Source organism: Paenibacillus tyrphae, assembly GCF_027925525.1.
GTDB lineage: Bacteria > Bacillota > Bacilli > Paenibacillales > NBRC-103111 > Paenibacillus_G > Paenibacillus_G tyrfis_B.
The window spans coordinates 48,462-75,352 of record NZ_BSDJ01000010.1; the positions used below are offsets into that span (position 1 = coordinate 48,462).

The 26,891-nt window shown below is 53.8% G+C and carries 21 protein-coding genes; 16 read left to right on the forward strand and 5 right to left on the reverse strand.

The genetic code is table 11. The features are described from left to right. Positions 1 to 30 precede the first annotated feature (30 nt). From QMG93_RS13795 to uidA, 8 genes are all read left to right on the forward strand, one after another. A complete protein-coding gene (locus QMG93_RS13795; RefSeq protein ID WP_281937323.1) occupies positions 31 to 1,167 on the forward strand; it encodes a sensor histidine kinase in 1,137 nt (378 codons plus the stop codon). After that, entirely contained in the window at positions 1,164 to 1,763 is a 600-nt protein-coding gene (locus QMG93_RS13800) for a response regulator transcription factor (protein WP_281937325.1), read from the forward strand. The genes QMG93_RS13795 and QMG93_RS13800 overlap by 4 nt, the downstream gene beginning before the upstream one ends. 31 nt (positions 1,764 to 1,794) lie before the next feature. Continuing rightward, on the forward strand, positions 1,795 to 2,355 hold the full coding sequence (locus tag QMG93_RS13805) for a DUF1273 domain-containing protein (RefSeq protein WP_281937327.1): 561 nt from the start codon (positions 1,795 to 1,797) through the stop codon (positions 2,353 to 2,355). Between the two features lie 149 nt (positions 2,356 to 2,504). Then, a complete protein-coding gene (locus QMG93_RS13810) occupies positions 2,505 to 4,292 on the forward strand; it encodes a sensor histidine kinase (RefSeq protein ID WP_281937328.1) in 1,788 nt (595 codons plus the stop codon). 3 nt (positions 4,293 to 4,295) lie between these two features. Further along, positions 4,296 to 5,912, forward strand: a complete 1,617-nt coding sequence (locus QMG93_RS13815; RefSeq protein WP_281937330.1) for a response regulator transcription factor — start codon at positions 4,296 to 4,298, stop codon at positions 5,910 to 5,912. A gap of 203 nt (positions 5,913 to 6,115) precedes the next feature. Then, positions 6,116 to 8,218 carry a DNRLRE domain-containing protein gene (locus QMG93_RS13820; protein ID WP_281937333.1) on the forward strand — a complete coding sequence of 701 codons (2,103 nt, stop codon included), beginning with the start codon at positions 6,116 to 6,118 and terminating at the stop codon, positions 8,216 to 8,218. Positions 8,219 to 8,329: 111 nt separating this feature from the next. Beyond that, positions 8,330 to 9,394 carry a peptidylprolyl isomerase gene (locus tag QMG93_RS13825; RefSeq protein ID WP_281937335.1) on the forward strand — a complete coding sequence of 355 codons (1,065 nt, stop codon included), beginning with the start codon at positions 8,330 to 8,332 and terminating at the stop codon, positions 9,392 to 9,394. 140 nt (positions 9,395 to 9,534) lie between these two features. Beyond that, complete coding sequence (gene uidA / locus QMG93_RS13830) at positions 9,535 to 11,301, forward strand: beta-glucuronidase (RefSeq protein WP_281937337.1); 1,767 nt, start codon at positions 9,535 to 9,537, stop codon at positions 11,299 to 11,301. Between the two features lie 37 nt (positions 11,302 to 11,338). Here the strand turns inward: uidA and QMG93_RS13835 are convergent, their stop codons facing one another. The 5 genes from QMG93_RS13835 to QMG93_RS13855 form a co-directional block, all read right to left on the reverse strand. Continuing rightward, a complete protein-coding gene (locus QMG93_RS13835) occupies positions 11,339 to 12,619 on the reverse strand; it encodes a transcriptional regulator (protein ID WP_281937338.1) in 1,281 nt (426 codons plus the stop codon). Between the two features lie 70 nt (positions 12,620 to 12,689). After that, positions 12,690 to 13,484 carry a serine hydrolase gene (locus QMG93_RS13840; RefSeq protein ID WP_281937340.1) on the reverse strand — a complete coding sequence of 265 codons (795 nt, stop codon included), beginning with the start codon at positions 13,482 to 13,484 and terminating at the stop codon, positions 12,690 to 12,692. Between the two features lie 22 nt (positions 13,485 to 13,506). Next, positions 13,507 to 14,820: an SLC13 family permease gene (locus QMG93_RS13845; protein ID WP_281937342.1), complete on the reverse strand. Its 1,314-nt coding sequence runs from the start codon at positions 14,818 to 14,820 to the stop codon at positions 13,507 to 13,509. A 27-nt stretch (positions 14,821 to 14,847) separates the two neighbouring features. Then, positions 14,848 to 16,095, reverse strand: a complete 1,248-nt coding sequence (locus tag QMG93_RS13850; protein ID WP_281937344.1) for a Zn-dependent hydrolase — start codon at positions 16,093 to 16,095, stop codon at positions 14,848 to 14,850. Between the two features lie 13 nt (positions 16,096 to 16,108). Further along, positions 16,109 to 17,227: a mandelate racemase/muconate lactonizing enzyme family protein gene (locus tag QMG93_RS13855; RefSeq protein WP_281937346.1), complete on the reverse strand. Its 1,119-nt coding sequence runs from the start codon at positions 17,225 to 17,227 to the stop codon at positions 16,109 to 16,111. Positions 17,228 to 17,530: 303 nt separating this feature from the next. On the opposite strand from QMG93_RS13855, the gene QMG93_RS13860 reads away from it, so the two are divergent. The 8 genes from QMG93_RS13860 (at position 17,531) to QMG93_RS13895 (ending at position 26,850) form a co-directional block, all read left to right on the forward strand. Next, complete coding sequence (locus QMG93_RS13860; protein WP_281937348.1) at positions 17,531 to 18,235, forward strand: FadR/GntR family transcriptional regulator; 705 nt, start codon at positions 17,531 to 17,533, stop codon at positions 18,233 to 18,235. A 111-nt stretch (positions 18,236 to 18,346) separates the two neighbouring features. After that, the gene (locus tag QMG93_RS13865; RefSeq protein WP_281937350.1) at positions 18,347 to 19,714 is read left to right on the forward strand and encodes an acyclic terpene utilization AtuA family protein; all 1,368 of its coding nucleotides are present in this window, start codon (positions 18,347 to 18,349) and stop codon (positions 19,712 to 19,714) included. Between the two features lie 3 nt (positions 19,715 to 19,717). Beyond that, positions 19,718 to 20,029, forward strand: coding sequence for a DUF4387 domain-containing protein (locus QMG93_RS13870; RefSeq protein WP_054972102.1), 312 nt, complete (start codon positions 19,718 to 19,720; stop codon positions 20,027 to 20,029). Between the two features lie 20 nt (positions 20,030 to 20,049). Continuing rightward, entirely contained in the window at positions 20,050 to 20,952 is a 903-nt protein-coding gene (locus QMG93_RS13875) for an ABC transporter permease (RefSeq protein WP_127459445.1), read from the forward strand. Between the two features lie 12 nt (positions 20,953 to 20,964). Next, on the forward strand, positions 20,965 to 21,849 hold the full coding sequence (locus tag QMG93_RS13880; RefSeq protein ID WP_281937354.1) for a carbohydrate ABC transporter permease: 885 nt from the start codon (positions 20,965 to 20,967) through the stop codon (positions 21,847 to 21,849). A 30-nt stretch (positions 21,850 to 21,879) separates the two neighbouring features. Further along, positions 21,880 to 23,331: an extracellular solute-binding protein gene (locus QMG93_RS13885; protein ID WP_281937356.1), complete on the forward strand. Its 1,452-nt coding sequence runs from the start codon at positions 21,880 to 21,882 to the stop codon at positions 23,329 to 23,331. Positions 23,332 to 23,389: 58 nt separating this feature from the next. Beyond that, complete coding sequence (locus QMG93_RS13890) at positions 23,390 to 24,547, forward strand: ADP-ribosylglycohydrolase family protein (protein WP_281937357.1); 1,158 nt, start codon at positions 23,390 to 23,392, stop codon at positions 24,545 to 24,547. Positions 24,548 to 24,744: 197 nt separating this feature from the next. Then, entirely contained in the window at positions 24,745 to 26,850 is a 2,106-nt protein-coding gene (locus QMG93_RS13895; RefSeq protein ID WP_281937359.1) for an ADP-ribosylglycohydrolase family protein, read from the forward strand. Positions 26,851 to 26,891: the final 41 nt, after the last annotated feature.

Genomic DNA, 26,891 nt, shown 5'->3' on the forward strand with positions numbered 1-26,891 from the left:
AAGCCTGTTTCAAAAGACAAGGGTGACGCCATGCGCAAGTGGATTCAAATTATTCACAAAAATACGGGACTCAGCCCCTATGTATGGGTCGTCTTTTATATTCTTCCGTTTTATTTCATTTTCAGCTCTTCATCGACTTATAAAGTGGTCGTCGGCATTACGATGATTATCGGCTTTTTTATATGCTATGTGCTTACTTTTGTATCCAAAGGATGGCTGGTGTACTTCTGGACCAGCGTGCAGATCGGCATTTCCATTACGATGAGTCTGCTGTTCGGCTATGTGTATTTCTCGCTCTTTCTGGCGTTTTTTATCGGCAATATCCACCATCGGGTCGGATTTTTCACGCTGTATTCCATTCATCTGGTCAGCACTTTGGTCTCGATCAATTACGGCTTCGTGACGCAAAATCCGGTCATTATTACGCAGCTGCCGTTTGTGTTGGTCAGCTTGATCGGCGTCATTCTGCTGCCGGTGAACACATACAACCGCAATAAGCGGGAGAAGCTGCAAGACGAGCTGGAGGTGGCGAACAAGAAGATCTCCGAGCTTGTCAAGCTGGAGGAACGCCAAAGAATCGCCCGTGACCTGCACGACACGCTCGGCCAGAAGCTCTCGCTCATCGGCTTAAAAAGCGATCTGGCCGGGAAATTGATCGGCAAAAATCCGAGCCGCGCCCAAGCCGAGCTGAACGACATTCACCAGACCGCCAGAAGCGCGCTGAAGGAAGTGCGGGAGATGGTCACCAAGATGCGCGGCACGCGGCTGGAGGATGAAATGTTTCGGGTCAAGCAGATGCTGAAAGCGGCGCAGATCGGTTTTGTTGTGGAAGGCAGCCCGAAGCTGACCAACACCTCGCTGCTGAACGAAAATGTGGTCAGCATGTGCATTAAGGAAGCCGTTACCAATATTGTCAAGCACAGCGGCGCATCCACATGCTGGATTGCCATCAAGCCGTCGCGGACGGAGCTCGTGGTTCAGGTACGGGACGACGGATGCGGTCTGGCGGAGCATCCGGACTGCTTGCGGGGCAACGGGCTGGGAGGTATGAAGGAGCGCCTCGAATTCGTGAACGGGAGCCTGGAGATCGGTCCGGGTCCGGGAACGATGATTGTGATCAGAGTGCCGAATGTCTTCAAACAACCGGAAAAGGAGGCGAGGGGATGATTCGCATTGTCATTGCCGAGGATCAGCGGCTGCTGCTGGGCGCGCTGGCTTCCTTGCTCGATCTGGAAGAGGACATGACGGTGGTCGGACGGGCCAACCACGGCGAGGATGCGGTCAAGCTGGTCCGCCTTCATAAACCGGATATTTGCATCATGGACATCGAGATGCCCGGGAAGAGCGGGCTGGAAGCGGCCGAGGAGCTGAAGGGCTGCGGCTGCAAGGTGATCATCCTGACGACGTTTGCCCGCTACGGCTATTTCGAACGCGCGCTGAAGGCCGGGGTGCACGGGTATTTGCTGAAAGACAGCCCCAGCGAAGAGCTGGCCGATTCGATCCGCAGCGTCATGGCCGGCCGGCGCATCTACGCATCGGAGCTGGTCGATGAGGCGGACGGGGAGGAGAACCCGCTGACCGAGCGGGAGCAGGAAGTGCTGCACCTGATCGCTGACGGGAAGAACACGAAGGAAATTGCCAGTCAGTTGTATATTACCACCGGAACCGTCCGCAACTACATTTCCGTCATTCTGGATAAGCTCGGCGTCAGCAACCGGATCGAGGCGATCATGCGGTTTAAGGAAAAAGGATGGTTCAAATAACCGCTGCACAAGTCACAAGGAGGCTGTTACCGTGAAAAGCTTGCTTGTAACGGGCTATAAGGCGTCGGAGCTTGGGATATTTTCGCTGAAGCATCCCGGCATCGGGATTATTAAGAAGGCGCTGAAAAGCCGGTTCGCCGCGTTGCTGGACGAAGGGCTCGAATGGGTGATCGTCAGCGGCCAATGGGGCGTGGAGCTGTGGGCGGCCGAGGCGGCGCTCGAGATGAAGTCGCAGGGCTTTGAGCTGAAGCTCGCCGTCATTACCCCGTTCCTCGAGCAGGAGGAGAACTGGAGCGAAGAGAAGAAGGCCGTTTACCAGCAGGTGCTGGCGGGCGCGGACTATGTGAACAGCGTCACGAAAAGCAAATATAGCGGGCCGTGGCAGTTTCGCGCGCGGGATCAATTTTTGCTGCGCAATTCCGACGGTCTGCTGCTAGTCTATGACGACGAGAACGAAGGCTCGCCGAAATTCCTTCGGGAGGAAGCGATGCGTCTGGCGGATCAGGAGTATTATCCGATCCAGAGCATCAACGCGTACGATCTGCAAAGCGCGGCCGAGGAAGAGGCCATGCTTCATCAATATGACGAATAAGACGCCAAGTCGATCTTTTTGCGGCTTGGCGTTTTTTGTGCTGCCATAGGCAATGAGAAACGGACCGCTGGCTTCCAAGCTATGGTAAGATGAGGGCAAGGAGGACGAATGTTCTCCTTTTCACTTTCGGCTCGGGGAGGAGCTTCCCTATGCGGACTTGGATTGAAGCGCTCTCGCTGCGCGGCAAGCTGATGGCGGGCATCGTCGTATGCTTATTGCTGCCGGCCGTCGTTTCATTTTTTGTTTCCAACTGGTTTACGCAGGACGTGATGAAGGAGCAAGTCACCCGCAATTCGCAAGAATCGTTAAAAATTGTGGACCAGTACGTGGTGAATCAACTCGATCGGATGCTGTATATTTTAAACCTGCTGCAATTCGATCCGGACCTGCATTTATTCGTTACTGAACTCGGCCGGATGGACCCGGTCCGCCAGCCGTACGAAATCGTTCAAACCAAGCTGAAGCTGAACAAAAGGCTGGACGCCATTCTCGCTTCCTTCGATCCGCTGTATTTGACGATTCTATTGCCGAATGGGGACTTTTGGGCCAATTACAGCAGCTTTGACTTCGACCCGAAGCAGTTGTTCGGCAAGCCGTGGTACCAAGAAACGAGCGAATTGGCGCATTATCAGACCCGCTGGGTCGGCGGAGAACAGAACTATGTGCCGAATCCGGACGGCGTCCGCCACCCTTATGTCCTTACGCTCGCCAAGCCTATTCGCTCTGGCGACCAGCTCAGAGCGGTGGCTGTCGTCAGTCTGGATGCCGCCGCTTTGCAAAAGCTGTTTTCAAGCTCGAAGAAGGAAGAGACGCTTCTCATTACGGATCGCGAAGGCCGGATCGTATTCGGCAAGGAGATGGAGCGCATCGGCACGCTGTTTCCGTTTCGCGATCAATTGCCCTCCGAAGGACAGGCCAGCTTGATCGAGGTCGACGGCGAAGCCAATCTTCTCATCGCGGAAGCACTCAATCCGCATTGGCAGCTCGTGAGCATGAGCCCATACAAGCAAGCGTCCAAGCCGATCCAGGCGATTCGCCGGATCGATTTTCTCATTCAAACGCTGTGTTTAATCGTGTTCGCCGGAGTTCTGCTCTATTTGACAGGCGCTTTGACCACCCCCATTCGAAGGCTGGCGCAGACGGTTGTCCGCATCGAATCCGGGCATCTGGGCGAACGGTCCGGTATCCGGGGCTGGGACGAGGTAGGCCGGCTGGGTGTTGTCTTCGACCGGATGCTGGACCGGATCGAGACGATGGTCCACAGCATCATCCGCGAGCAAGAGCATAAACGAAAGGCGGAGCTGGCCATGCTTCAGGCTCAAATCAATCCGCACTTTTTATTTAATATTTTGAATTCGATCCGCATGAGAATTTTGCTCCGCGGCGATGCGGAAAATGCGGACCTCATCAGTTCTTTGTCTTCGTTGCTCAGAATGACGATTAACCGCAACAATGAGTTCGTCAGCTTGCATGAAGAGATCGAGATGATTGGGCAGTATGTCCGGCTGATTAACGTCCGGCTCGGGGACCTACTTCATTTGAAGGTATCGGTCGCTTCGGACGCCGTGCTGGCGGAAGTGCCCCGGTTTGTGCTGCAGCCAATCATTGAGAACGCTTATTTGCATGGATTCGCCAGCAAAGGAGGAACGATCACGATTCATACGCACCTGCTGGCAGACGGACGTCTGAACATCGTGATCGCGGATTCAGGCGTCGGGATCTCGAAGGAGCGGCTGGAAAAGCTTCGCGCCGATCTGCAGGGGGAGGGCGAAGCGAAGGAACGGGCGTCCGCGGGATTGTCGGGCATCGGACTGCGGAACGTATACGAGCGTCTGCGGCTCATCTATAAGGAGAGTTGTTCTTTTACTATGGATTCCGAGCTAGGGCAAGGCACGACCATTACCTTGATCATTCCGCAGCAGCGAGAGGAGGAGTAGGGGATGTACACCGTCTTTGTTGTCGACGACGATCTGCCGGTTTTGCACTATTTGAAGGAAGCACTGCCATGGGAAGCGGTTCAATGCCGGCTGGGCGGCTGCTTTCAAGATCCCGAGGAAGCGCTCTCCGCTGCCGGGGCATCGCAAGTGGATATTCTGGTAACGGATATCGGGATGCCGGGAATGGACGGGATGGCGCTGATCCGGGCGATGCGAGCGCTGCATCCGGGGCTCAAGGTCGTTATCCTCTCGTGTCACGACGAATTCGATTATGCCCAGCAAGCGCTCAAGCTTCATGTGACCGATTATGTGTTGAAGGAAACGATGACGGCCGGGCTGATCGGAGACTTGCTGATGCAGATGAGTGAGGCGCTTGATGCGGAGAGAAGCTCCGAAGCCGCGAAACGGGACATGGAAGCGAAGGTGAAGCAGAACGACAGCCTACTTCGGCAGGCCTTCATGCTCCATACCATTCAAAGCCCCCTGCTCAACGTCCAGGAATGGGAGTGGCGGGCGCAGGAGTACGGGATCGACTTTTCCCATGGGGAGTGGGTGCCGGTGCTGGCCTTTCCCGATCGTCCCCGGGAAGCGGTCGCGCGGTTTCGTTCGCCCGAGCTGCTGCGGGATACGGCCGAGAATATATTGACGGAAGCGCTCGGTTCCGGAGCATGCAAGGTATTCCCTTACCAGCAGGGAGAGCTGTTGTTGTTGTTTCCTTTTTCCTCCGAACATCGTATCGGGAGTTGGAAGCGGGTGGAGGAGATGCTTCGTGCCCAGCAGAAGTGCCTGCTTCAATATGCGAAAGTGTCTTATTCGTTCATGATCGGGCTGCCTTGCAAGGAGCCGCTCCGTCTTAAGGAGAACCTCGCGGCGCTCATCGGACTGGGAAAGGAACGGTTTTACATGCCGCATGGATCGGTCGGGCGAATGGAGCAGGCGCTGCCCGTCGCAGGCTTGGGGGACGAGCTGTTAGCTCAGTATGTGCCGGCTTTGGAGGATTTCCGGCAGCTTGTGCTGCAAGAGAAAACAGACTCGATCGCCGCGACCGTCGGTCAATGGATGAGGATTATGCGTGAAAACCGGTTTCACCCTGTGGAAGTGAAGGAATGGACGCTCAAAATCGTGCTGGAGATCCGCTTGCGGCTGAAATCTCTTCAGATGACGCAAACCAGCTTTGCCTCAGGGCTTCTGCATCACGATGTCATGGAACTAGCGAGCCTGCAGGAGCTGGGCGAGTGGCTTCAGCATTTTCTGAACCAAGCCGTGGAGTGCGCCGGAAGGATCAGAAAGGAATCGAAGCGCCGCGAGGTGCTGGAATGCCAGCGGTTTGTCGCCAGCAAGTGGCAGGAGCGGGTCGGCCTTGAGGAGGCAGCTGCGCATTTGCACCTCCATCCCAACTATTTGAGCCGGCTGTTTAAACGCGAAACGGGAGAAAATTTTGTCGAGTTCGTCACCCGAACCAAGATGGAGAAAGCACAGGAGCTTCTGGAACGGACCGACAAAACCGTCGAAGAGATCGCCGCCATGCTCTCGTACGAGAACAAAAATTATTTTACGAAGCTGTTTAAGGCCCATACCGGGGCTTTGCCGAGCTTGTACCGTTCGTCCAGGAAAGGATGAGACTGCTGTCATACGTCCGGCCCTGGGCAAACGGATTAAAAAATGAGTAAAAGTGGTGTAAATCGTGCCTGTTCGGGGAGGGCCATGCCCAATACTATGGGGTTAGCGGACGGAAACGGAGGGATGAAAATGAGTGCGCTTTCTTGAGCATAGCGTTCGCTGACCGCAGGAAATTATTTTAGATGAAAGGCGGGTATTTCGTAATGAACCTTCCCCGTATAAGATCTAGCTTTGCTGTCTTCCTTATCATAGCCATGCTGCTGCACATAGCAGGAGTATTGTACGTCGCTCCCGAGCCTGCACATGCGGCCGGAACAACTTACTATGTCGATTCGGCGGGCGGAAGTGACACGAACACCGGAACAAGCTCTTCCGCGCCGTGGGCAACTTTAGCCAAAGTCAACGGCACGACGTTTCAGCCGGGCGATAAAATTTTGTTCAAGTCGGGCGGCGTCTGGACCGGCCAGTTGTGGCCGAAGGGATCGGGAACGAGCGGGAATCCGATTGTGATCGACAGCTACGGAACCGGCGCCAAGCCGATTATTAACGGAGCGGGCACGAGCTATCCCGCGAACACATCGGGCGCCGTCATGCTGTACAACCAAGAATATTGGGAAATTAACAACCTTGAGGTGACCAATTTTAGCTCTTCCATTGTATCCTCAAGAGCCGGTATTCTGGTGTACAACAATCAATCCGGATTGAAAAACCATATTTATGTGAGAAATTGCTACGTTCACGATGTGAATTCGGATGTGAACGGCAACAAAAACAGCGGCGGAATCATCTTCTTCGGTACGCATATCGACAAAGACGGGAAAGCTACGGTAGGCTTGCAGGCCGGATTTAACGATGTGCTGGTGGAGAACAACCATGTCGCCAATGTAACCAAGGAAGGGATCCGCACGAAATCGGATGCGGGCAACGGCTATCCGAAGATTAGCACGAATGTCGTATTCCGGGGCAACTTCGTCGAAGAAGTATGGGGAGACGGCATGGTACTGGCGGAAGTGCTGTCCGGCGCTTTGGCCGAATACAACACGGTGAAAAACCATAGCAAAACGTCTTCCGGCAATTACGCGGGCCTATGGACGCACTATACGACGGGAGCTGTCGTCCAGTTCAACGAAGTGTACGGCGGAAGCGGCGGCAACAACGACGGGGAAGCCTTCGATTCGGACAACAACTGTATCGGAGACGTCTTCCAGTATAACTACAGCCACAATAACTCCGGCGGACTCGTGTTGGTCATGCCCAGCGCAAGCAATTTGAAGTTCAGGTACAACATCAGTGAAAACGACGGCTACCGTTCAGGCCAGGAAATTTTCTTTTATCACAGCACCAGCCCAGGAAACGAAATTTACAACAATACCATTTATGTGGGGCCCAACGTGAAGACTCAAGTTTTTGATAACGATTCCAATATGGTCAAGTTTTATAACAATATCATTAAAGCGGATGGAACGATTACGAAGTTTGCGGAAAAGGCATGGAGCACGTCGGCCGTATTCCAAAACAACAGCTTCTACCCGGCAACCATCGACGACATCAACGGTCCCGCGTCGCATCTCGGTTTAATAACGGCCGACCCGCAGCTCGTCAACCCTGGGGCTGGAGAAACGAACATCAATATGAACGATCCGAACCGGTTGAGCGGCTACAAGCTTCAGCCGACGTCGCCGCTCATTAACAGCGGGGTCTTTGTGGCGAATAACGGCGGCAGAGATTTCTGGGGCACGGCTCTATACAACGGCAATCCGGATATCGGCGCTTTCGAGTATGCGTCGGGCGGTCCGATCCAGCCTTCGGTGAGCTATGAGCCAACTGCCGATTCCTATGTCAGGGACGGAGCTTACGCGGGTACGAATTACGGCACAGAGGCGACGATGATGGTCAAAGCCGATGCGTCCGGGTTTGCCAGAAAAGCTTATGTCAAGTTCAATTACGGAACCTTTGGCGGTTCGAGCGCAGCTTCTGCCAAAGTGAAGCTGTATGTCCCGGCCGTTAATACGGACGCTTCAAGAACGGTGAAATTATACGGCACCGCGGATGAAAGCTGGAGCGAAACGGGCATCACCTGGAACAACGCCCCGGCGGGCACAACGCTCCTCGGCAGCGCCGTCATGAGCAATACCGTCGGGACATGGTATGAATTCGATGTGACAAGCTATGTGAACAGCCAGATGTCGGACAAGCTCGTGTCATTCTTGCTGGTGAACGAAGGTGCGGCCAGCTCGAAGGGAGACGTTTCTTTCAATACCAAAGAGGCCGCGAGCAACAAGCCGCAGCTCGTATTGACGCAATAACCTCCCTTGCTTAGAGGAATTGTCAGGATCATCGGGAAATAGCAGATGCTTGGATGACGGAATGACGCAGTCTCTGCTATTTCCTTGATGATTTTTTAGGAGGCTTTTCACATGAAGAAACGGATGACGCTTGTCATTGTGCTGCTTGCAGCTTTGCTTGTTTTTTTGTTCTTCTTGTTCGGACAGCGGTCCGGCCGCGATGCTTATGCGGAGGTTTTGACGATCAATGGGGAACCTGTTGTTTTGGGCGAATATGAGATGGTTCTGAAAGATCGCGTAGCGGAAGTGTATGGATATTTTCATGAAAAATACGGCGCGCAAGATAGTGCGGAATTTTGGACGAAAAGCTTCAACGGTGAAATTCCGTTGGAGATGGCGAAGAAAAAAACGCTGGAAAAGCTTAAAATCATAAAGACGGAGCAGCTTCTGGCCAAGCAATACGGACTGACGGACGATGTCAGCTACAGAGGCTTTAAAGAGAGGTTAACCGAGGAAAACAAAAGGAGAGCTGAAGCCGTGAAGAAGGGCCAGCCTATATTCGGGCCCCGCGAGTATAGCGAGATCGCCTATTTCAACCACGTTCACGATACGATCAAACGGCAGCTTCTTGATTATGCTGTGAACCATGAGGCTCCGGCCGCGAATGAGGCGCTGCATGCCGCTTACGAAAACCTGCGAAAAAAAGGGGAGCTGAAGAAGCCCGACCGTATTCGTACGCAAGTTGTTGAATTGGCTTTTGGAAACGGTGATGGCTCCAGTTCCCTAACAAGAAGCGTCGCGATGGAGACGATGAACGGCATCCGATCCGGGCTGGCAGGCGGCAAGGAGGCCGATGCGGTTGTCCGGCAGCTTGGGGTAAATGCGTCGGTGAAGGAAAGAACCTTCGACGAATCGACCTATGCTGTAGATAGCAGCGAGGAAGAGGAGAAGGTGTTCGCTGCTGTCCGCAAGCTGAAGCCGGGCGAAGTCAGCGAATTATTCGAAACGGCCGGATCGGTATTCGTCCTTCAATGTACGGAGCGCACACCGGGCGGGGATCTTCGATTTGAAGATGTCCAGGAACGGCTGAAATGGAAGTACGCCGAAGAGCAGTTGGGTAAACGGGTAACCGAGACGGCGGAAAATGCGAATCTCGTCATCCATCACAAGGTGTATGACGAGATCGCCGTACGTTAGCTTGCCTCCGCGTGCCAACAAGTCAAAATAATGTACACATCCGGTAAAAATCGTTCAAATCTTTCGCAGGCGCTCCGTGCTACGATGGTTCGTAGGAATGCGACCAGAGATGATTTTGAAGACGGAGGGAGCAACTACGTATGCTGTATCCACAATCAAATAGTTCCAGAGCGATGATTTCGCTAGACGGATTTTGGAAGTTTGCACCGGACGTTAACGATGACGGGGAACAACGGGGATGGCCGCTTCAACTGCCGGCCGACAGGGAAATCGGGGTACCGGCCAGCTGGAACGAGCAATTTCAGGATTTGATGTACTTTTTCGGCACGGGCTGGTATGAACGGGAGATAGAGCTTTCCAGACAGCTTCGCTCGGAACGGATCTGGCTGCGCGTCGGTTCGGCCAATTACTTGTCGACCGTGTGGGTGAACGGGACCGAAGTCGGCCGGCATGAAGGCGCTCACCTTCCGTTCGTGTTCGAGATTACCGACCATGTCCGCTGGGACGGCCCGAACCGGATCACGATCCGGGTAGACGCCGCTATCGCGGCCGACCGTCTTCCGCCGGGAGACGTGGAGGACGAACAGATCGTCGGATTCAAAGGACAGTATCCGAACAACTACTACGACTTTTTCCCTTATGGCGGCATTCATCGTTCGGTGACGCTGTTTACGACTCCGATGTCCTTTGTCAGCGACATTCGGATTACGACGGAGATCGACGGCACGGACGGCAAAGTCAAAGCTCATGTCGGTCTAAGCGAAGGCTTCGGAGGAGCTTGCACCGTTAGCATACGTGGCACGCAATGCCGTTCGTCCGTGGAGATTGGAACGGACGGGCCTTCGGTTGATGTTGACTTTACCGTTCCGGCGGCAAGACTGTGGTGTCCGGAGGACCCCTTCCTGTACGAATTGGAGGTCCGCTTGACGGACGGGGATGGCCAAGCGATCGATCAGTACGTGCAAACGTTCGGCATCCGGACCGTGTCGATTCGGGGCACCGAGCTTTTGCTGAACGGCAAACCGGTATTTCTCACCGGCTTCGGCATGCACGAGGATTTCCCGGTACTGGGCAAAGGCATCTCTCCCGCGGTCATCGCCAAAGATTTCAACCTGCTGAACTGGATCGGAGCGAACTCGGTTCGCACGTCTCATTATCCGTACAGCGACGAATTTCTGAGCTACGCTGATAAGCACGGCTTGCTGGTTATCGGCGAAACGCCTTTCGTCGGGTTCGTTCGCAGCCATTACAAGGGAACCGCTATCCTGAATAAAGCGAAACGGGTGATCACGGAAATGATCGAACGCGATGTCAATCACCCGTGCGTTATCGCCTGGAGCTTGGCGAACGAAGGAGATACGTTGGCCCCAGAGGCTGATGCGTTCTATGAAGCGCTGTACAGCCATGCAAAATCGCTGGACGATACGCGGCCGGTTACGATTGTCAATTGCGTCGATGTGGAGAAGGACGTCGCGCTGAAGCATTACGACTTTGTCAGCCTCAACCGGTATCACGGCTGGTACGAGCAGGCCGGCCGGTTAGACGAAGGCTGCCGCATCCTGAGCGAGAAGCTGGACCGCTGCTACGAGGTTCTCGGCAAGCCGGTGATCGTGACGGAGTTCGGAGCGGACGCCGTCGCCGGTGTGCACGTGGACCCGCCGGAGGTGTTTTCCGAGGAATATCAGGCGGAGATGGTTACCCGGCAGTATGAAATCATCCGGCAAAAACCATACACGATCGGAGCTCACGTATGGTCGTTCGCCGATTTCAAGACAAGCCAGACCCCTTCGCGGGTCGTCGTCAACCGCAAGGGCGTGTTCACGCGCGACCGCCAGCCGAAGCTTTCGGCGCATAAGCTGAAGGCGCTTTGGGGCGGAGGATCGTCGAAAAAGCCAAGCCGAACTTAGTTCGGGCTTGGCTTTTTTTTGCCAGCGATATCAAGGGTCACAGCAAAATTTTATACAAGGCCCGCGGTCTGCCCTTCTGGTACGGCTGCTCCTCGCCCGATATTTCGGCATAGCCGCTATCGACCAGCTTCTTCAACAGGCGTTCGGCGCTCCGTTTGCTTAATTGCAGATAGTCAGCCAGATCGGACGCCGAAAAAATCCGGTTGTGACGCAGATGGATAAAATCGATGATTTTGGTAATGCTGGAAACGCTGATCCCGGTTTGCTTGGCAACCGTAAGGATGTGCTCATCATCGCTTTGAAGCTGAAAGGTTTTAGTCGTTTTATGATGTAACGGCCCGATGACCTTTTTATTCTCGGTAACGATGTACGCGCCGTGGCCCGCATGCTTCTTGGCATGATATAAGCCGATTTGGGCGTGCTCTTCCGATTCGAGCGCCGTGACGCCGAAACCGAAGCCGAAGCGGATGCTGGCCTGCGTGAGCGGTTTCAACTGATCCAGAATAGGAAATACGTGGTAATTCCCGGTGATTTGCCGGATGCCGCCTCTCGTTCCGTAAATCATAAACGTGCGGTCATCGATGCGTTTCACCGAAGCATTCATCTTTTTCCCCAAGTCCAGCAGCAGCTCATGCAGCTTGGCATGCAGTTCCGTATCCGCGGCCTGCGCATCATCAGGATAGTCGATTTGAACGATGCCCGCAGCAATCTGGGACGCTTGGCTTAACAGCAGTTCTCCCTTGGCGACGGCGTGCTGAAGCGTGTCTAGAATATTTTTTTTCGGAATGATCATGCGAAAGCTGGGGATGCCTAATTGTTCCAGCTTTTTATGCACGGATTGGACGGAGGTCAACACAAAATCGACGTTTCCGGCCTTCCATTGCTCGTGATGAAACTTTACAATCTCGTCGGTACGATAATGCTCGTGCTCTTTGATATAAATCCGGGCGGCGTCGATATTCAGCTCGTCCAACACATGCAGGACGACCTCTTGGTATGGGATATCGATCGATAACCGGTCCGGATGAATGCAGAGCGTGTCCCTGATGTAATAGAGCGAGACGGTAAACACCAGCTCGTCCAGCGGGATATAAACGGCGGGAATCCCCTGTTTCTCAATCTCGTCCTTAGCGAAAAAATACGGAAAAGGGCCCGTGAAAAACAGGACGTCGTCATTTTGCGCCATCTTGACCAGCTTGGCGCTCTCTTCCGGCTTGTCATAAATGAGCGAGCGGATTTGCACGTTGGCATGGCTGTTTAAGCGGAGTACTTTATCCGCCATTTTTTCAGACCCGATAACGGCAATTTTGATCACCATGCCCCATCCTCCAAATCGTATCGCCATATAGTCAAAACACCCCTGAGAATTCCAGGGGCTTAAGAATGAACTATTCGTTTAAATAATCAAAAACGGCCTTCCCAATTGTTGATATTACCTGCTGCGCGGGAAGATTGTCAACCAGATCGGTGGTGAGGACGGCGATGTAGGCGGTTTTCCCGTTCACCTGAAGGATGCCCGCATCATGCTCCGTTCCGGGCAGCTCGCCCGTTTTGTGGGCAAGCACCGGCTTGTCCAACGAAAAGCCGCCGATTATCCGGGCGGGCAATTTCGCATTAAACTGCTGATTCCGCAGCAACTGCAGCGCGGCGTCTTTAGCCTCTTGCTTCAAGGTGCTTCCGTCGACGATTTCTTTGAGGAAAATAATCATATCGCGGGCTGAGGTGAAGTTGTCTTTCCCGTTCCGCTTGGCTTGGAAATCGAGCATTTTCCGGCCCAGAACGGTTGCGCCGCATCCCAGAACGGCTGATAGCTTGTTCACGGTCTCCATGCCGATCAGCTCGATAATCATATTCGTCGCGGTATTGTCCGAAACGATAATCATTAAGGCCATGAGATCCTGCAAAGACAGGCGCAGCGTGCCGGATAATTGATGAATTACGCCCGTTCCGCCCACGCGCTCTCCGGAAGGTATGGCATAAGGCTGATGCAAATCCAGCCTGCCTTCTTGCGCTTGCCGATAGGCTTCCAGCAGAATGGGAATTTTAATCAAACTGGCGGAAGGGAACGGCTCGTCCGCATGGATGCGAATTTGCCCCTCGGCCGTGTCGACGGCAATTCCCACTTTGCCTTCTACCGAAGATGCGGCTTGGCGTATGGTGGCTTCAAGCTGGTTAAAGTTCATAGCGATCATCACTTTCCATTTGTTATAAGAAGAGCGCGCGCACGACGATGAATAAAAAGACGGCGGCGGTCACGACGACACCGAAAACGATTACATTTTTCAGGTCTTTGGAACGGGCCAATCCCATAGAGCCGAGCGCATCCCCGGTCGGGTACAAGAAGAACGGCATTTGCGAGCCGACCAAGAGAGCGAGCACCCAGACCGGCATCGGAATAGCCAGATCCGTGACGGTAGGGAGGAACATCTTATGCATGAGAATAGAATGCGCTACCGCGGCTCCCGGAATACCGGTGATGTTCACGAGTGTGCTCAAAATGATCATCGTCGTTTGTCCGCCGTGCTCTACGTAAGGAAGCAGCAAATTTTTGAGGGCTTCGAAGCCGCCCATTTTTTCAGTGAAGTAGATGAAGGGTGTAAACAAGATAAACTGGATAAAGATCCACAGAAGCGGTTTGGCACCTTCGACAAAGGTATCGGCAATTTGATTGGGAGTAAGCCTTCCGACGAGTCCGGTAATCAGCGCCGTTAATAAGATGACGACGATGGTAAACGTAGACCCTCCTTTGATCGCAATTCCGTAGGCAATGGAACCGAGCAAGGTGATGAGAAAGGCGACGGTAGCCTGGGTCGTAATTTTTCGCGTCCTGGCATCGGGCTGTTCTTCTTGCTGGAACGCGCTGATGTCGTTATCGGAATACGGATGCAAAAGCAGAGTCTTCTTCAGGATTCGCTTGCTGTAGACAAAGGTGACGACCCATATAATGACGGCGACAGGAAGTCCTGCATGGAGAAGCACCTGGGGATAGGTTAAGCCTGTCAGCTCCATTAAGGTTACCATAGGCGGAGTGAAAGGTCCAAGCAATAACCCGGCTGCGGCCGCGCCGTGGAACAGGATGGCCACGACGCTGGAGGACAGGCCGGCTGCAGCTACCACCGGGATCAGGACGGGAGCGACGATTGCGTTGGCCCCGGCCAGCGTACCTAACAGAGCGGCCAGCAGGGAGGAAGCGATCATGGTGCTGATCATCGCTTTGTTCGGCGTGTTGATCCCGACGTTGTTCATGATAAAGCGTACGATGTTGCGGGCGACGCCTGTCTTTTCGGCGATTTTTCCCAAGCCGCCGCCGGCCAGGACGACAAGGCCGATATAGGCGATAAAATCGGCCATCCCATTTTTGCCGATGACGGTAGCGACGTCCATTAAGCTTGCGCCGCTCATGAGGGCACCCACGATGATGGAGGTGCCAATGGCCGCAATAGGGTTCCATCGGATGAAAATTAAACCGATAAATAAGAGCAGGGGAACCAGTCCGAGAAGAGAAGGGCTTTGGATCATAGATAAAAACCTCCCTTGTTGTATGCTTTAACCCAGGTGTCGATCGGCCTTCAAGACGGCGTCCAGCATGACGTTTCCGGCAATTTCAATATCTTCCCATGTGCTGTATTCTTCCGGGCAATGGCTTTTTCCATTCGGGCTTTTGACAAAGATCATGGCGGCCTTGCAAATATCGGCCATATGGCTGGCGTCGTGTCCGGCCATGCTCGCGAGCCGCAGGAAGGGCGCGTTTCTGTCGCTTGCCGCTTGTTCGATCAGAGCGACCACCTCTTCGTCCAATCGGACGGGGGCTTGATCGAGGATGTTTTGCTCTTTGATTTGGATATGACGTTTGCTCTCCACGTGTTTCCATGCTTGTTTAATGGCTGCAACGACACGCCTGATGTCTTCGCGGGTCTCTCCCCGCACCTCAAGGATAAATTCCACCTTACCGGGGATAATATTGGCCGCATTCGGGATCACATCCAGCTTTCCGACCGTGCACACCGTGTCCCCTTCATCGTTTCTGGCGGCGTTCTCGGCCATTAGGATCAATTCCGCGGCCGCCGTCAGCGCATCGCAGCGATGCTCCATCATGGTGGTGCCGGAATGATTGGCTTCGCCGATGACTGTGATCTTGTCGCGGTAAATTCCGACAATTTTGTCTACGGACGCCACCGGCATGTTGTTTGCGGCCAAGCGCTTGCCTTGCTCGATGTGCAGCTCAATATAGGCTTTTTTATATTTTTGAAGCGTTTTCATTTCCGGGAATTTATCAAGTCCTCCGCCGGCTTGAAGAAAAGCCTCTGCCAACCGATAGCCTTGCGAATCTGTAACCTCTTTCAAATGATCAGGCAAAAGCTTCCCCGTAAAACAGCGGCTTCCCATCGTGGAAAGGTTAAAATCGTTCGGCTCTTCGGCGGTAAACGAAACGATCTCCAGATCGTGGTCGAGGCTGACCTTATGGTCCATGATCGTCCGGATAATTTCCTTGGCCAGCAATACGCCTAAAGCGCCGTCGTATTTTCCGCCGTTCGGAACGGTGTCCAGATGAGAGCCGATCACAAGGGCTCCTTGTTTTTGCCCGTTTCCTTTCAGCGTGCCCCAAATGTTGGCTGCCCCGTCGATCGTCACCGTCAGCCCCATCGCTTCGAGCTGCCGCACGAATAATGCCCGAACTTCGAAATCGGCCGGGCAAAAGCTCGGCCTGGTCATACCTCCGTTCGCATCGCGTCCGAATTCCGCATACTTGTTCAGGTCCTGCTGCAAACGCTCCATCGAAATGTTCAACGCCATCACCTCTTCGTTTTCATTGTTGTTTTAGCAAGTCTGTTCGGACGTCAATTCCCAATCCGGGTTTGGCTGTGACGCGCATGTGCCCCTCGGCCACAAATTGTTGAATCGGCGTTTTCAAGAGATCGTGCTCGTGCAAATACGCTCCGCAGATGAAATCGCTCGGATACGTGACGACGGGCGTACCGGTTACAAAGTGAGCGCTTGCGGCAATGCCGATGCCTAATTCCAGATTGCTGCCGACCGTGCACGTCATTCCGGCGGCTTCCGCCATCGCGGCGATTTTTTTCGATTGATAGATGCCCCCGACTTTACAAACCTTCAGATTGATCACATCGGCGATCCCGAGCTTAATGGCGGTCATGGCGTCTTCCGGCCCGAATACGGCTTCGTCGATCATGATCGGCGTCTTCACTTTATCGCGAATTTCTTTGACCCCAAGCATGTTCCATTTTCGGACCGGCTGCTCCACGCATTCTACTTCGCCAGTTTCCTCGATTTCACGAATTACCCGGATGGCGGTCGGGACGTCGTACCCTTGATTGGCGTCGAGGCGCAGCTTGGCCGGTTTGCCGGAATCTGTAATGGCTTTGCGGATCAGGTTGACGAGCTCGATATCTCTCTTCGGATCTCTGCCGACTTTGATTTTGACGACGCCGAAGCCTTCGTGGATTCGCTTCATCGCTTCCTCGTAAGCATCCCGGTTGCTTTTGATGCCTACGACGTACGTTAACGGGACGGATTCGCGCGCGGTTCCGCCAATTAATTTATACAGCGGCTGATTCAAGGCTTGGCCCCACGCATCGTGGAGGGCGATGTCGATCGCCGATTTCGCGGCGGAATTGCCGTAAATAGCTTGATTCATTTTCGCATGCGCGCACGCAATCTCGTCAACCGGCAATCCGATCAGAGGCGGAGCCAGATACCGATCGTTCACCAATTTGACCGTTTCCGCGGTTTCTCCCATAAATGCCGGAGAAGGGGAGGATTCGCCGTACCCGCGAATACCGCTCTCCAGAATCACCTCGACAATAGCGTGCTGTCTTGTTGTTGCCGAATACAGGGAAATTTCCCAGGTATGGGTTAGCGGAACCTCGACAATGTGCGTAATAATTTGTTTGATGGCATTAGACATGCAGATTAAGCCTCCTATCCGGTTTGTGCAAAGAGTCTTTTGCATAAATTGTCGTTATATATTCGTTAATTTGCAATAAATTGTCTATATATACCATCAATCTCTCCTTTACAATTTGTCGCTATATTGACGTTAATTCGTAATTCGAATATACTCCAGCCGTCCGATTGTTGTCAATGATTGATTTTTGGAGCCGTTAAACTTTTCTTGACACGCCTAATCATTGGGCTTAGTATAAAGGTGTGGGCAATTGGGTGATCCAATTATCCGAAAGTAACGTTATTCGTGGAAAGGTAACGGACAATGACCATTAAGAAAATAAAATACCACCGGGTCTATGAAGATGTCATTGAGCAGATTGAAAATATCATTCTCGAAGGCAACCTTGCTCCGGGGGACGTCCTGCCAACGGAACGGGAGCTGGCCCAGGCGTTCGGCATCAGCCGCGGCACGCTGCGCGAAGCTTTCCGCATATTGGAGCGGGAGGGACTGATCGAAACCCGTCCGGGAGGCGGCCGTTTCCTCAGCAAAAACCTCTCGAAGGCGGAGGATACGAAGCGCATCCTTGAAAATATCGAGCGGGCGACGATTATCGAGCTGCTGGAGGCAAGGGAAATTTTCGAGACGGGAATTGTGGAGCTGGCGGCGATACGGGCCACCGAGCAGGATATTGCGGAAATTGAAAGCGCTCTTGAGCGCTGGGGGACGATCGACAGCAACTCCGACGATCCCGTCAATCCCGATCAGGCGTTCCATCTCTCGATCGCCAAAGCGACACACAATGTTGTGCTGGTGAATCTGATCGATCTGCACATGGATCTTTTGCAAAAAACACTGACCAAGACGGTCGATATCCCCGGTCGCAAAAGCGAAGTGTACAAGGAGCATTACGCCATTCTTCAAGCGATCAAGGAAAAAGATCCGGCGAAAGCCAAAGCGGCGCTCCTGCACCATCTCCAGCAGGTGAAGCAAAATGTTTCTTCGAACAAAACGGAGTCAAATGGATGATCAGCATCCTTTTGACGTTTTAATTGGACCACCCAATTACCCAATATCCAAAATTTGTGTGAGATGGTGGAAAATACAGATAACCGTTAGCGGATAGGGCGGAGGAGTCATATGGCAAAGGACGAGTTCAAAATTTTGGCCCCTTGCGGGATGCTGGGCTACGGGTTTCCGAAGTCCTCCTTTATGAACGGGATGGCTTGCAGCCCGGATGCGATTGTGGTAGATGCCGGGTCCACCGACGCGGGACCTCATAAATTAGGCGCAGGCACGGCGATTGTCAGCAAGCAGGCCTGCAAGAAGGATCTCGAAATCATCATTACCGAAGGCGTCAAAGCAGGCATTCCGATCATCATCGGGTCAGCCGGAGGAAGCGGCGCAAAGGTTCATGTGGAATGGACCCGGTCGATCGTCTTGGAGATTCTGGAAGAGCACGGGATTCGCGGTATCAAGGTAGCGACCATCTGGGCGGATATTCCCCACGAGGTGGTGGAGGCGAAGCTGAAAGCTGGCAAGTGCGAGCCGCTGGGCCTGACCGTTGCGCCGCTGACGCCGGAACGGCTTGCGGCAACCGACCGCATCGTGGCGCAGATGGGGCACGAACCGATCGTTGCGGCGCTGGAGGAAGCGGCAGACATTATTATTTGCGGCCGCGCGTACGACCCGTCGCCTTTTGCGGCTGTCGCTATGCACCATGGCTACGATACGGCGCTTGCTTACCATCTCGGCAAAATTCTGGAGTGCGCCGCGCTTTCCGCCGAGCCGGGAACGACGAAGGATTGCATGCTTGGTACCTTGAAAGCGGATTCGTTTATCGTGCAGCCGCTGAATGAGAACCGTAAATGTACGGCGGTGTCGGTGGCGGCGCACACGTTTTATGAGAAGGATCACCCGTACATTTTGCACGGGCCTGGCCTGGTGCTCAATCTGGAGCATTGTGTCTTTACCGAGCTTGGAGACGGCAGTGTCGAAGTGCGAGGCAGTCAAATCGCTGAGACGCCGGTCTACAAGATCAAGCTGGAAGGCGCGATGAAGGTGGCTTATCGGACGTTTGTCGTCGCCGGGGTCCGCGATCCGCTGCTGATTGCGAAGATAGAAGAAGTCGAAGAGCTGGTCAAGCAGCAGGTGCGCGAGTATTACAGCGAGGTGTCGCCGGACGATTATAAGATTCATTTTATCAACTACGGACTCGACGGCGTGTTGGGCGAGCTGGAACCGCAGCGCAAACCGGCGCATGAGCTGGGGATCGTGTTCGAGGTCGTCGCCAAGACGCAGGAGCTGGCCAATGCGGTATGCAGTTCGGTGAGATCGACCTTTTTGCATTACGGCTACGAAGGAAGAAAAGCGACGGCGGGGAATTTGGCGTTTCCGTTTGCGCCCAGTGATGTGCCGTTCGGCGCGGTATACGAGTTTTCCGTTTACCACCTGATGGAAGTCTCGGACGGATTCGAAATGTTCCGGACCGATTATGAAGAGGTGTAAAATATGAAGTTATTCGATGCGGCGGCCGTCCTGCGCAGCAAAAACAGCGGCCCCTTTGAAATTACGGTTGACGTGCTGTTCGACGATCCGTCCGTTTATTACAAAATCAAAGAGCAAGGCCTGATCAATAAAGAGCTCGTATCGCGGCTCTACAATATTGAGCAACATAACATTACGCAGATCGTCTTCTTCGATCAGGCGCTCGGATTCAAAATTACGTTTGCAAGAAAAGTTTCGTCAGGCACCTTCCTGGACCGGGACGTGTACGGAGCGCAGCAGCACGCGCCGCTGATGGAACTGGAGATCAACTTGTGATCCGTCAGGAGGTGTAACGGATGAAAGCGTATTCGAAGCTGAATCGAATATGGGCCGATAAAGTGCTTTATCTCATGCTTCTCCCGTGTCTCGCGTATTTCGTCATCTTCCATGTATGGCCGATTATCGGCATGAAGCTGGCCTTTTACGAATACCGCATTCTTGGAGACAACGTGTACGTCGGGCTCAAATATTTCCGCGAGCTGTTCAGCACGCCCATATTTTCCAACGTACTGGCCAATACTTTAATCATTAGCGCGATGAAAATGTTTCTAATTTTTCCGATTCCGATCCTGTTCGCGCTGATGCTCAACGAGTTCGCGAACGGCAAATTCCGCAAGGCGGTGCAGGTCGTTTCGTACTTGCCCCACTTTCTGTCGTGGGTCGTCATCGCGGGCATTTGGTTCGAATTTCTGTCCCCGTCCACGGGGGCGGTGAACGATCTGATCAAGGCGCTCGGCTTTCCGCCGCAAGATTTCCTGACGGACAAAGGAAGCATCCGGTGGGTGCTGATTGCCAGCGAAGGCTGGCGCAGTATCGGCTGGGACTCGATTATTTTTCTGGCTGCGATCATGGGCGTCAGCCCCAGCTTGTACGAAGCGGCTTATGTCGATGGAGCGTCGCGCTGGCACATTGTCACCCGAGTCGTGCTGCCTCATCTGTACGTTCCGATGGTCACGATTTTCATCCTGAATGTCGGCTTCATTATGAATGCGGGACTTGATCAGGTACTGAACTTCACCAACGATTCCGTCAACAGTCAGATCGATATTATCGATACGTACGTCTACCGTGTCGGCTTGATCAACGGGCAATATTCGTTCGCTACAGCGGCCAACCTGTTCAAGAGCCTGATTGGCGTCGTGCTCGTGCTGTCCACTCATTTCATATCGAAGAAATTGACCTCGAAAGGCGCATGGTAAGGGGGAGCCAAGATGGTTGGCAAAAAAATAACCGTTTTCAAACTGCTGATCGGGCTGATACTGACGCTGCTGACGCTAACGATGTTCGTGCCGATCATGAACATATTTGCCAGAGCGTTATCGCATCCGGACCAGGTTAATCAGCTGAAAGGCTACGATCTGCTGCCCAAAGGGTTCTCGCTGATCAATTTTCAAGTCGTTCTCGGCAATCCGATTGTCGGCAAAGCGCTGATGAATTCGCTGTTTATTACTATCGTGGGCACCTGCTTATGTATCTTTTTTACGACGATTGCGGCCTATGTCTTAACGCGAAAAAACTTGGTCGGCAAAACCCCGATTATGATTTTTCTGATCATCATCATGATCTTCGAGCCGGGGATCGTTCAGGAATATATGGTCATGAAGGATTTGCATTTGCTCGACAGCCTGTGGTCGATGGTGCTGTACCGGATGATCAACGTGTACTACTTGATTATTATGATGCGTTTTCTGGAGGAAATTCCGGAGTCCCTGCTGGAAGCGGCTAGAATCGACGGGGCCGGGCACATGACCCTGTTTATCCGGATCGTTATGCCGCTGGCGCGCATACCTCTGCTGACGATCGGGATGTTCTACGCGATTGCGAAGTGGAACGAATTTTTTAAATCCAGCATTTTCTTGTCCAGCCGCGAGAACACGGTGCTGCAGGTGCTGCTTAGACAATTCGTCGTGGAGCGGGACACTTCGACGCTGGTCGGCGCAGCGAATCTGCTCAAGAACAACAATATCGCGCAGCTTGATTTCTCTTCGCTGAAAGCGGCTACAATCGTTATTGCCATGATTCCGATTCTTATGCTCTATCCTATTATTCTCAAGTATTATACCAGCGGAGTAATGGATGGCGGCGTCAAAGAATAAACAACACAAGACATTGGGGAGGAAATAGAAATGAGAAAAGCGTTCACCCTGCTTGCCGCAAGCTTGCTGGTCATCACCACCGCGTGCAGCTCCGGCAATTCGACAGCTCCGGGCGGTTCGGCCGCGGCGCCGTCCGGCGACCAGCCGGTCACGATTACGATCGTAGACAAGGACCTGCAGCCCGACGATCCATTGCTCAAAGGCATCGAAGAAGGCATGAAAGCCGAAGGCAAAAACGTGAAGCTGCAGCTCGTGCCCGTGCAGAGCGGCACCTACTCCGAGAAGCTGGGCTTGCTGCTGCAGAGCGGCAATATTCCCGACCTGATTTATTTCCAAGGCGGCGACTACCAGTTCGCGGTCACCCAAAAAATTCTGGAAGATTTGACGCCGTTCATTGAGAAATCGACGCACGTGAAAGCATCTATGAACCCGTACAACCAGGAAAGAACGAAAAACTATCCGTATCTGGTATGGCTGTCGCCGACGAGCAGCTCGGTTCCGGTCGTGCGCCAGGATTGGTTTGACAAGACGGCCTCGGGCAAGGAGCTGCTCGTTAACCCGACCGTGGACAACTACTATAGCTTCTTCAAAGAGCTGAAAGATAAGAACGGCGCGAAATTCGCGTATACGACAGCCGGTACGCTCGACGAGCTTGACGCCACATTCGGGCAAGCGTTTGGACTGACCTCCACTTGGCTGAAGGGCGAAGACGGCAAATACGCATTCGGCAAAACGACCTCCTTCGAAAAAGACAAGCTGGAGTTTTATGCGAAGCTGTACAAGGACGGTCTGCTCGATCCCGAGTTCCTGACCAAAAAATGGGATACGAAGGAAAAAGCGTTCTACGACGGCCAAGTTGGGGTTATCGCTGGGACGCAAGGAAAAGTTATCGACCTGTACAACACCAAATCGACGTCTCAGAACGGAGCTGCTGCGAAGGTAATGCCTTTGCCGCCGGCAAAAGGGAAAGGCCAGGGGTACACCCCGGTTGACGTGAGCAAGGAGAGCCGCGGCTTCGCAATTGCCAAAACGGCGAAAAATAAAGAGATGGTCTTCGCCGTCTTGGAGTACCTGGCCAGCCCGAAAGGCCAACTGCTGGATAAGCTCGGCATCGAAGGCAATCAATACACCGTCGTCGACAATAAAATCAAGCTGACGGCCAAATCGGCCGAGTGGTATCCGCGGTTCGTCGAGTCGACCGTGAACTTCAAGCCGGAGTTCGATCCGTCGACGCCTTACTTGTCCGAGCCGGCGGCGAAATCGCTGGATATGATGTCCAAGCTGTCCAAAAAAGACAACAGCTTCATTATTCCTGCGGAGCTTGCAGCCAAGTGGGACGCCTGCAACGCGCTGTACAAAGAATTTGCTGCCAACGTGGTGACGGGCAAGAAAACGATCGCGGATTTCGACCAGTTCGTGCAAGCTTGGAACGCCGCAGGCGGCAAGGAAATGACGGATTACGCCAACCAAACGATAAAATAAACGGCCGGTAAAGTGCGGGGCGGAGGCCTCGCACTTCCTGCGGAGGGGAGAGGAACCGATGCTGTCTTTTGCGGATCGGGTGAAAGGCGTCGTCTTCGGAACGGCGTACGGCGATGCGATGGGCGCGGTTGTCGAGAAAATGACCTACGGTCAAATTAAAGAGAAATACGGCCGTGTCGAAACGACGAAGACGAAATGGTGGAAAGCGGATTGGCCGGAAACGACGCGGTTGGGCAGAATGCGCGGCCAGGGCATCGTGACGGACGACACGCTCATGACGCTGGCGCTGATGAACGTGTACTGCACGGAGCGGCGGCATCTGGACGCCTATGATATGGCGAACGAATTTGTGAAGGAAATTGCTTTCCGGCCGAGGTACATTCCGGAGTTCGGCCGAGAGGCGCTTATTTTGGACCGGTTGTTTTATCCGGAGAAGCATATTTTCAACCGGCATGTGCTTGCGAACTGCGAGCCCCGCGAGGGCGGTTACGGCAATATGGTCAACTGCGGAGCGGCCATGTATATCGCTCCCGTCGGCATCGTGAACGCCTGCAACCCGAAAGGGGCGTACGACGAAGCGATCTTGTTCGCCTCCGGCCACCAAATCAGCTACGGGCTGGAAGCGGCGGGCGTGATGGCCTCCTGCGTCGCCAAGGCGTTCGAGCCGGGTGTCACGGTCCATGATGTGGCGGAAACCGCGGTGTATTACGCCAAGGACGGTACGAAGCGGGCCATTTACGCGCTTTGCGAGAAGGCCTTGCTTCTGCAAGCGGATAAAGCGGACCGCGATAAGGTTGTCCATGCTTTACACGAAGTGATGGCGGTCTATTCTCCGATGCGCGACGACGTCAACCGGAGCATCGATAAAGTCGGCATCCCCTCGAATCATTACACGCCAAGCCGGTTGTTCTCCATCGAGGAGCTGCCGCTGGCGCTGGCGTACATGGTCCTGCACGACGGCGATATCCTGGAGGCAGTCAAGGACGGCGTAAGCTCCGGCCGCGATACGGATTCGATCGGCGTCATGATCGGCGCGATTCTGGGAGCGATGCAGGGCGTTCGGGCCATCCCGGCCGATGAGATCGCGGTGTTGGAAGAAGTGAATAAGCAGGATATGGCGGGGAGCTGCGACCGGTTTACCGAAGCGGCAGCGGCGATTATTCAAGAGGATCTGGAATTGAACAATTTTAGACAGAAGGCTCTGGAAGTCCGGTAGATGGGCAGCGGAGTGAGCGGAATCGTTCTGGAGAAGCGTCAGCGGTCGCCTTTGTCTTCGGATTCTGACAGCTAAATGGGTTATCAAATCAAAGAATCCGGGGACAACAGCGATCGGAAGAACGATCCGCTCGCGCAGCGACTTGCCATTGACATGGCTTATCAGGCTCAATATTTTTAAAGGCGGTGCACGGAATCATGATTCCTTCGAATTATTTAGAGAAAGTTTACGCAGGTTATTTGGGCATGAATATCGGCATAAGGCTGGGCGCGCCGGTGGAGCCGACGATCTGGACTTATGAGCGGATCAAAAATACGTATGGCGAGATTACGGACTACGTGAAGGAATTCAAAAACTTCGCGGCCGATGACGACGCGAACGGTCCGTATTATTTTCTGCGGGCCTTGTATGACGACGCAGTCGACCGCGATATTACCCCGAACGACGTGGCTCGCGCTTGGCTGAACTACGCCCGCGAAGGGATCGGGATGTTCTGGTGGGGCGGCTATGGTGTCAGCACGGAGCATACGGCTTACATCAACCTGAAAAAAGGAATTCCGGCCCCGCAATCCGGCTCGATCGAGCAGAACGGGCTGATTATCGCCGAGCAGATCGGCGGGCAAATTTTCATCGATACGTGGGGCTTGGTCAACCCTTGCAATCCGAAAAAAGCCGCCGATTTCGGCGAAGCTGCGGCTCGCGTATCGCACGACGGCGAAGGCGTGCTGGGCGCAAGATTTTTCTGCGCGGCGATCTCCAGAGCGTTCGAAACATCGGATATCCGCGAGATTATCGAAGCGGGGCTCGCTCAAATTCCGGCGGATTCCATCTACGCGCGAGTGTCGAGAGCGGTGCTGGAATTCCACGCGCAGCAGCCGGACGACTTCCGGGCTTGCCGCGATATGCTGGAAAGAGACTGGGGCTACGACAAATATACCGGCGTGTGCCATATTATTCCAAATGGCGGCGTCTGCGTGCTGTCGATGATTTACGGTCAGGGCGACTTCAACCGGACGGTGGAAATCGCCACGATGTGCGGCTGGGATACCGATTGCAATGCGGGCAACGTCGGCACCGTGCTCGGCGTCGCATGCGGCCTGGAAGGCATCGCGGACAAGTACCGCAAGCCGATCAACGACTCTATCGTGATGTCGGGTATCTCCGGCTACCTGAACATTTTGGATATTCCTACGTATGCCAAGGAATTGACGATTCTGGGCTACCGTCTGGCGAAGGAGCCGTGCCCGCAGGAAATCGTCGACAGCTTTACGGACCGCGACATTTATTTTGACTTCGAACTGCCGGGCTCGACGCACAATATCCGGGTTTCCGATCCGTTCTTTTGCCAGGCGCGGCATTCGGCGGAGAAAGCTTTCCGCGGAACCGGCTCACTCGAAGTTATCTTTGACCGCATGACCCGCGGCGAGAAGTCGAAAGTCTTTTACAAGCCTTACTACACCCGCGCCGATTTCAGCGACGAGCGGTATTCGCCGACGTTTGCGCCTAGAGCGTACTCGGGCCAGAAAGTATCGATGAATATTTATCTGGATCAATGGGGCGGCAACGAAACGATGGGCATTGCTCCTTACGTCCGGTTGCACAAAAGCAAGAAAGAGCTCGTCCAAGGCTATGTCAAGCTCGTGAATCAAGAGTGGATCGAGGTGGAGTTCGTCATTCCCGATTCGGAAGGCGAGCTGATCGACGAGGTCGGCATCGTGCTCGAATCGTATTCGACGCGCAAGCCGAAAAGCCTGGGCCGCATTTTTATCGACGAATTCCGGATTTCCGGCAAAGCGGACTATACGATCGATTTCCATAAACAGTCGGGCGATTTTGGCTGCGTGACGCCTTTTGCCCATAATCACGGTGCTTGGAGTCTGGTGGACGGCTCGATGTATCTGATGACCGCCGAGCCTAGCGAAGCGTATACGGGCAACTATTTTGCCATGGATTATTCCGTAACCTTGGACCTGAATCCGCAAATCGGCGATTCGCATTTGGTGGCGGTTCGCGCTCAAGGAGCGATGCGCGGGTATCACGCGGGCTTTGACGGCAAAGATCAAGTCTCCCTCTACCTGAACGATTTCGGTTATACTAAACTGACCGGAGCCAGCTACCCTTGGCAGTTTGGCCAGAACTATGAACTCAAGGTGACGGTGCAAGGGCAGGTCATCACGCTGTTCATCAACGGGGAGCAAGTCCTGCAGCATACGGACGGTACGTTCGGCTATGGCATGTACGGAGTCAGCACCCTTGGCGCAGCGAGAACCTACTACAGCAATATCCGGGTCACGGAGCTCTAAAAGTCCGGTCCGGTGAATTTGTAACGAAGAGGGCGGAATCC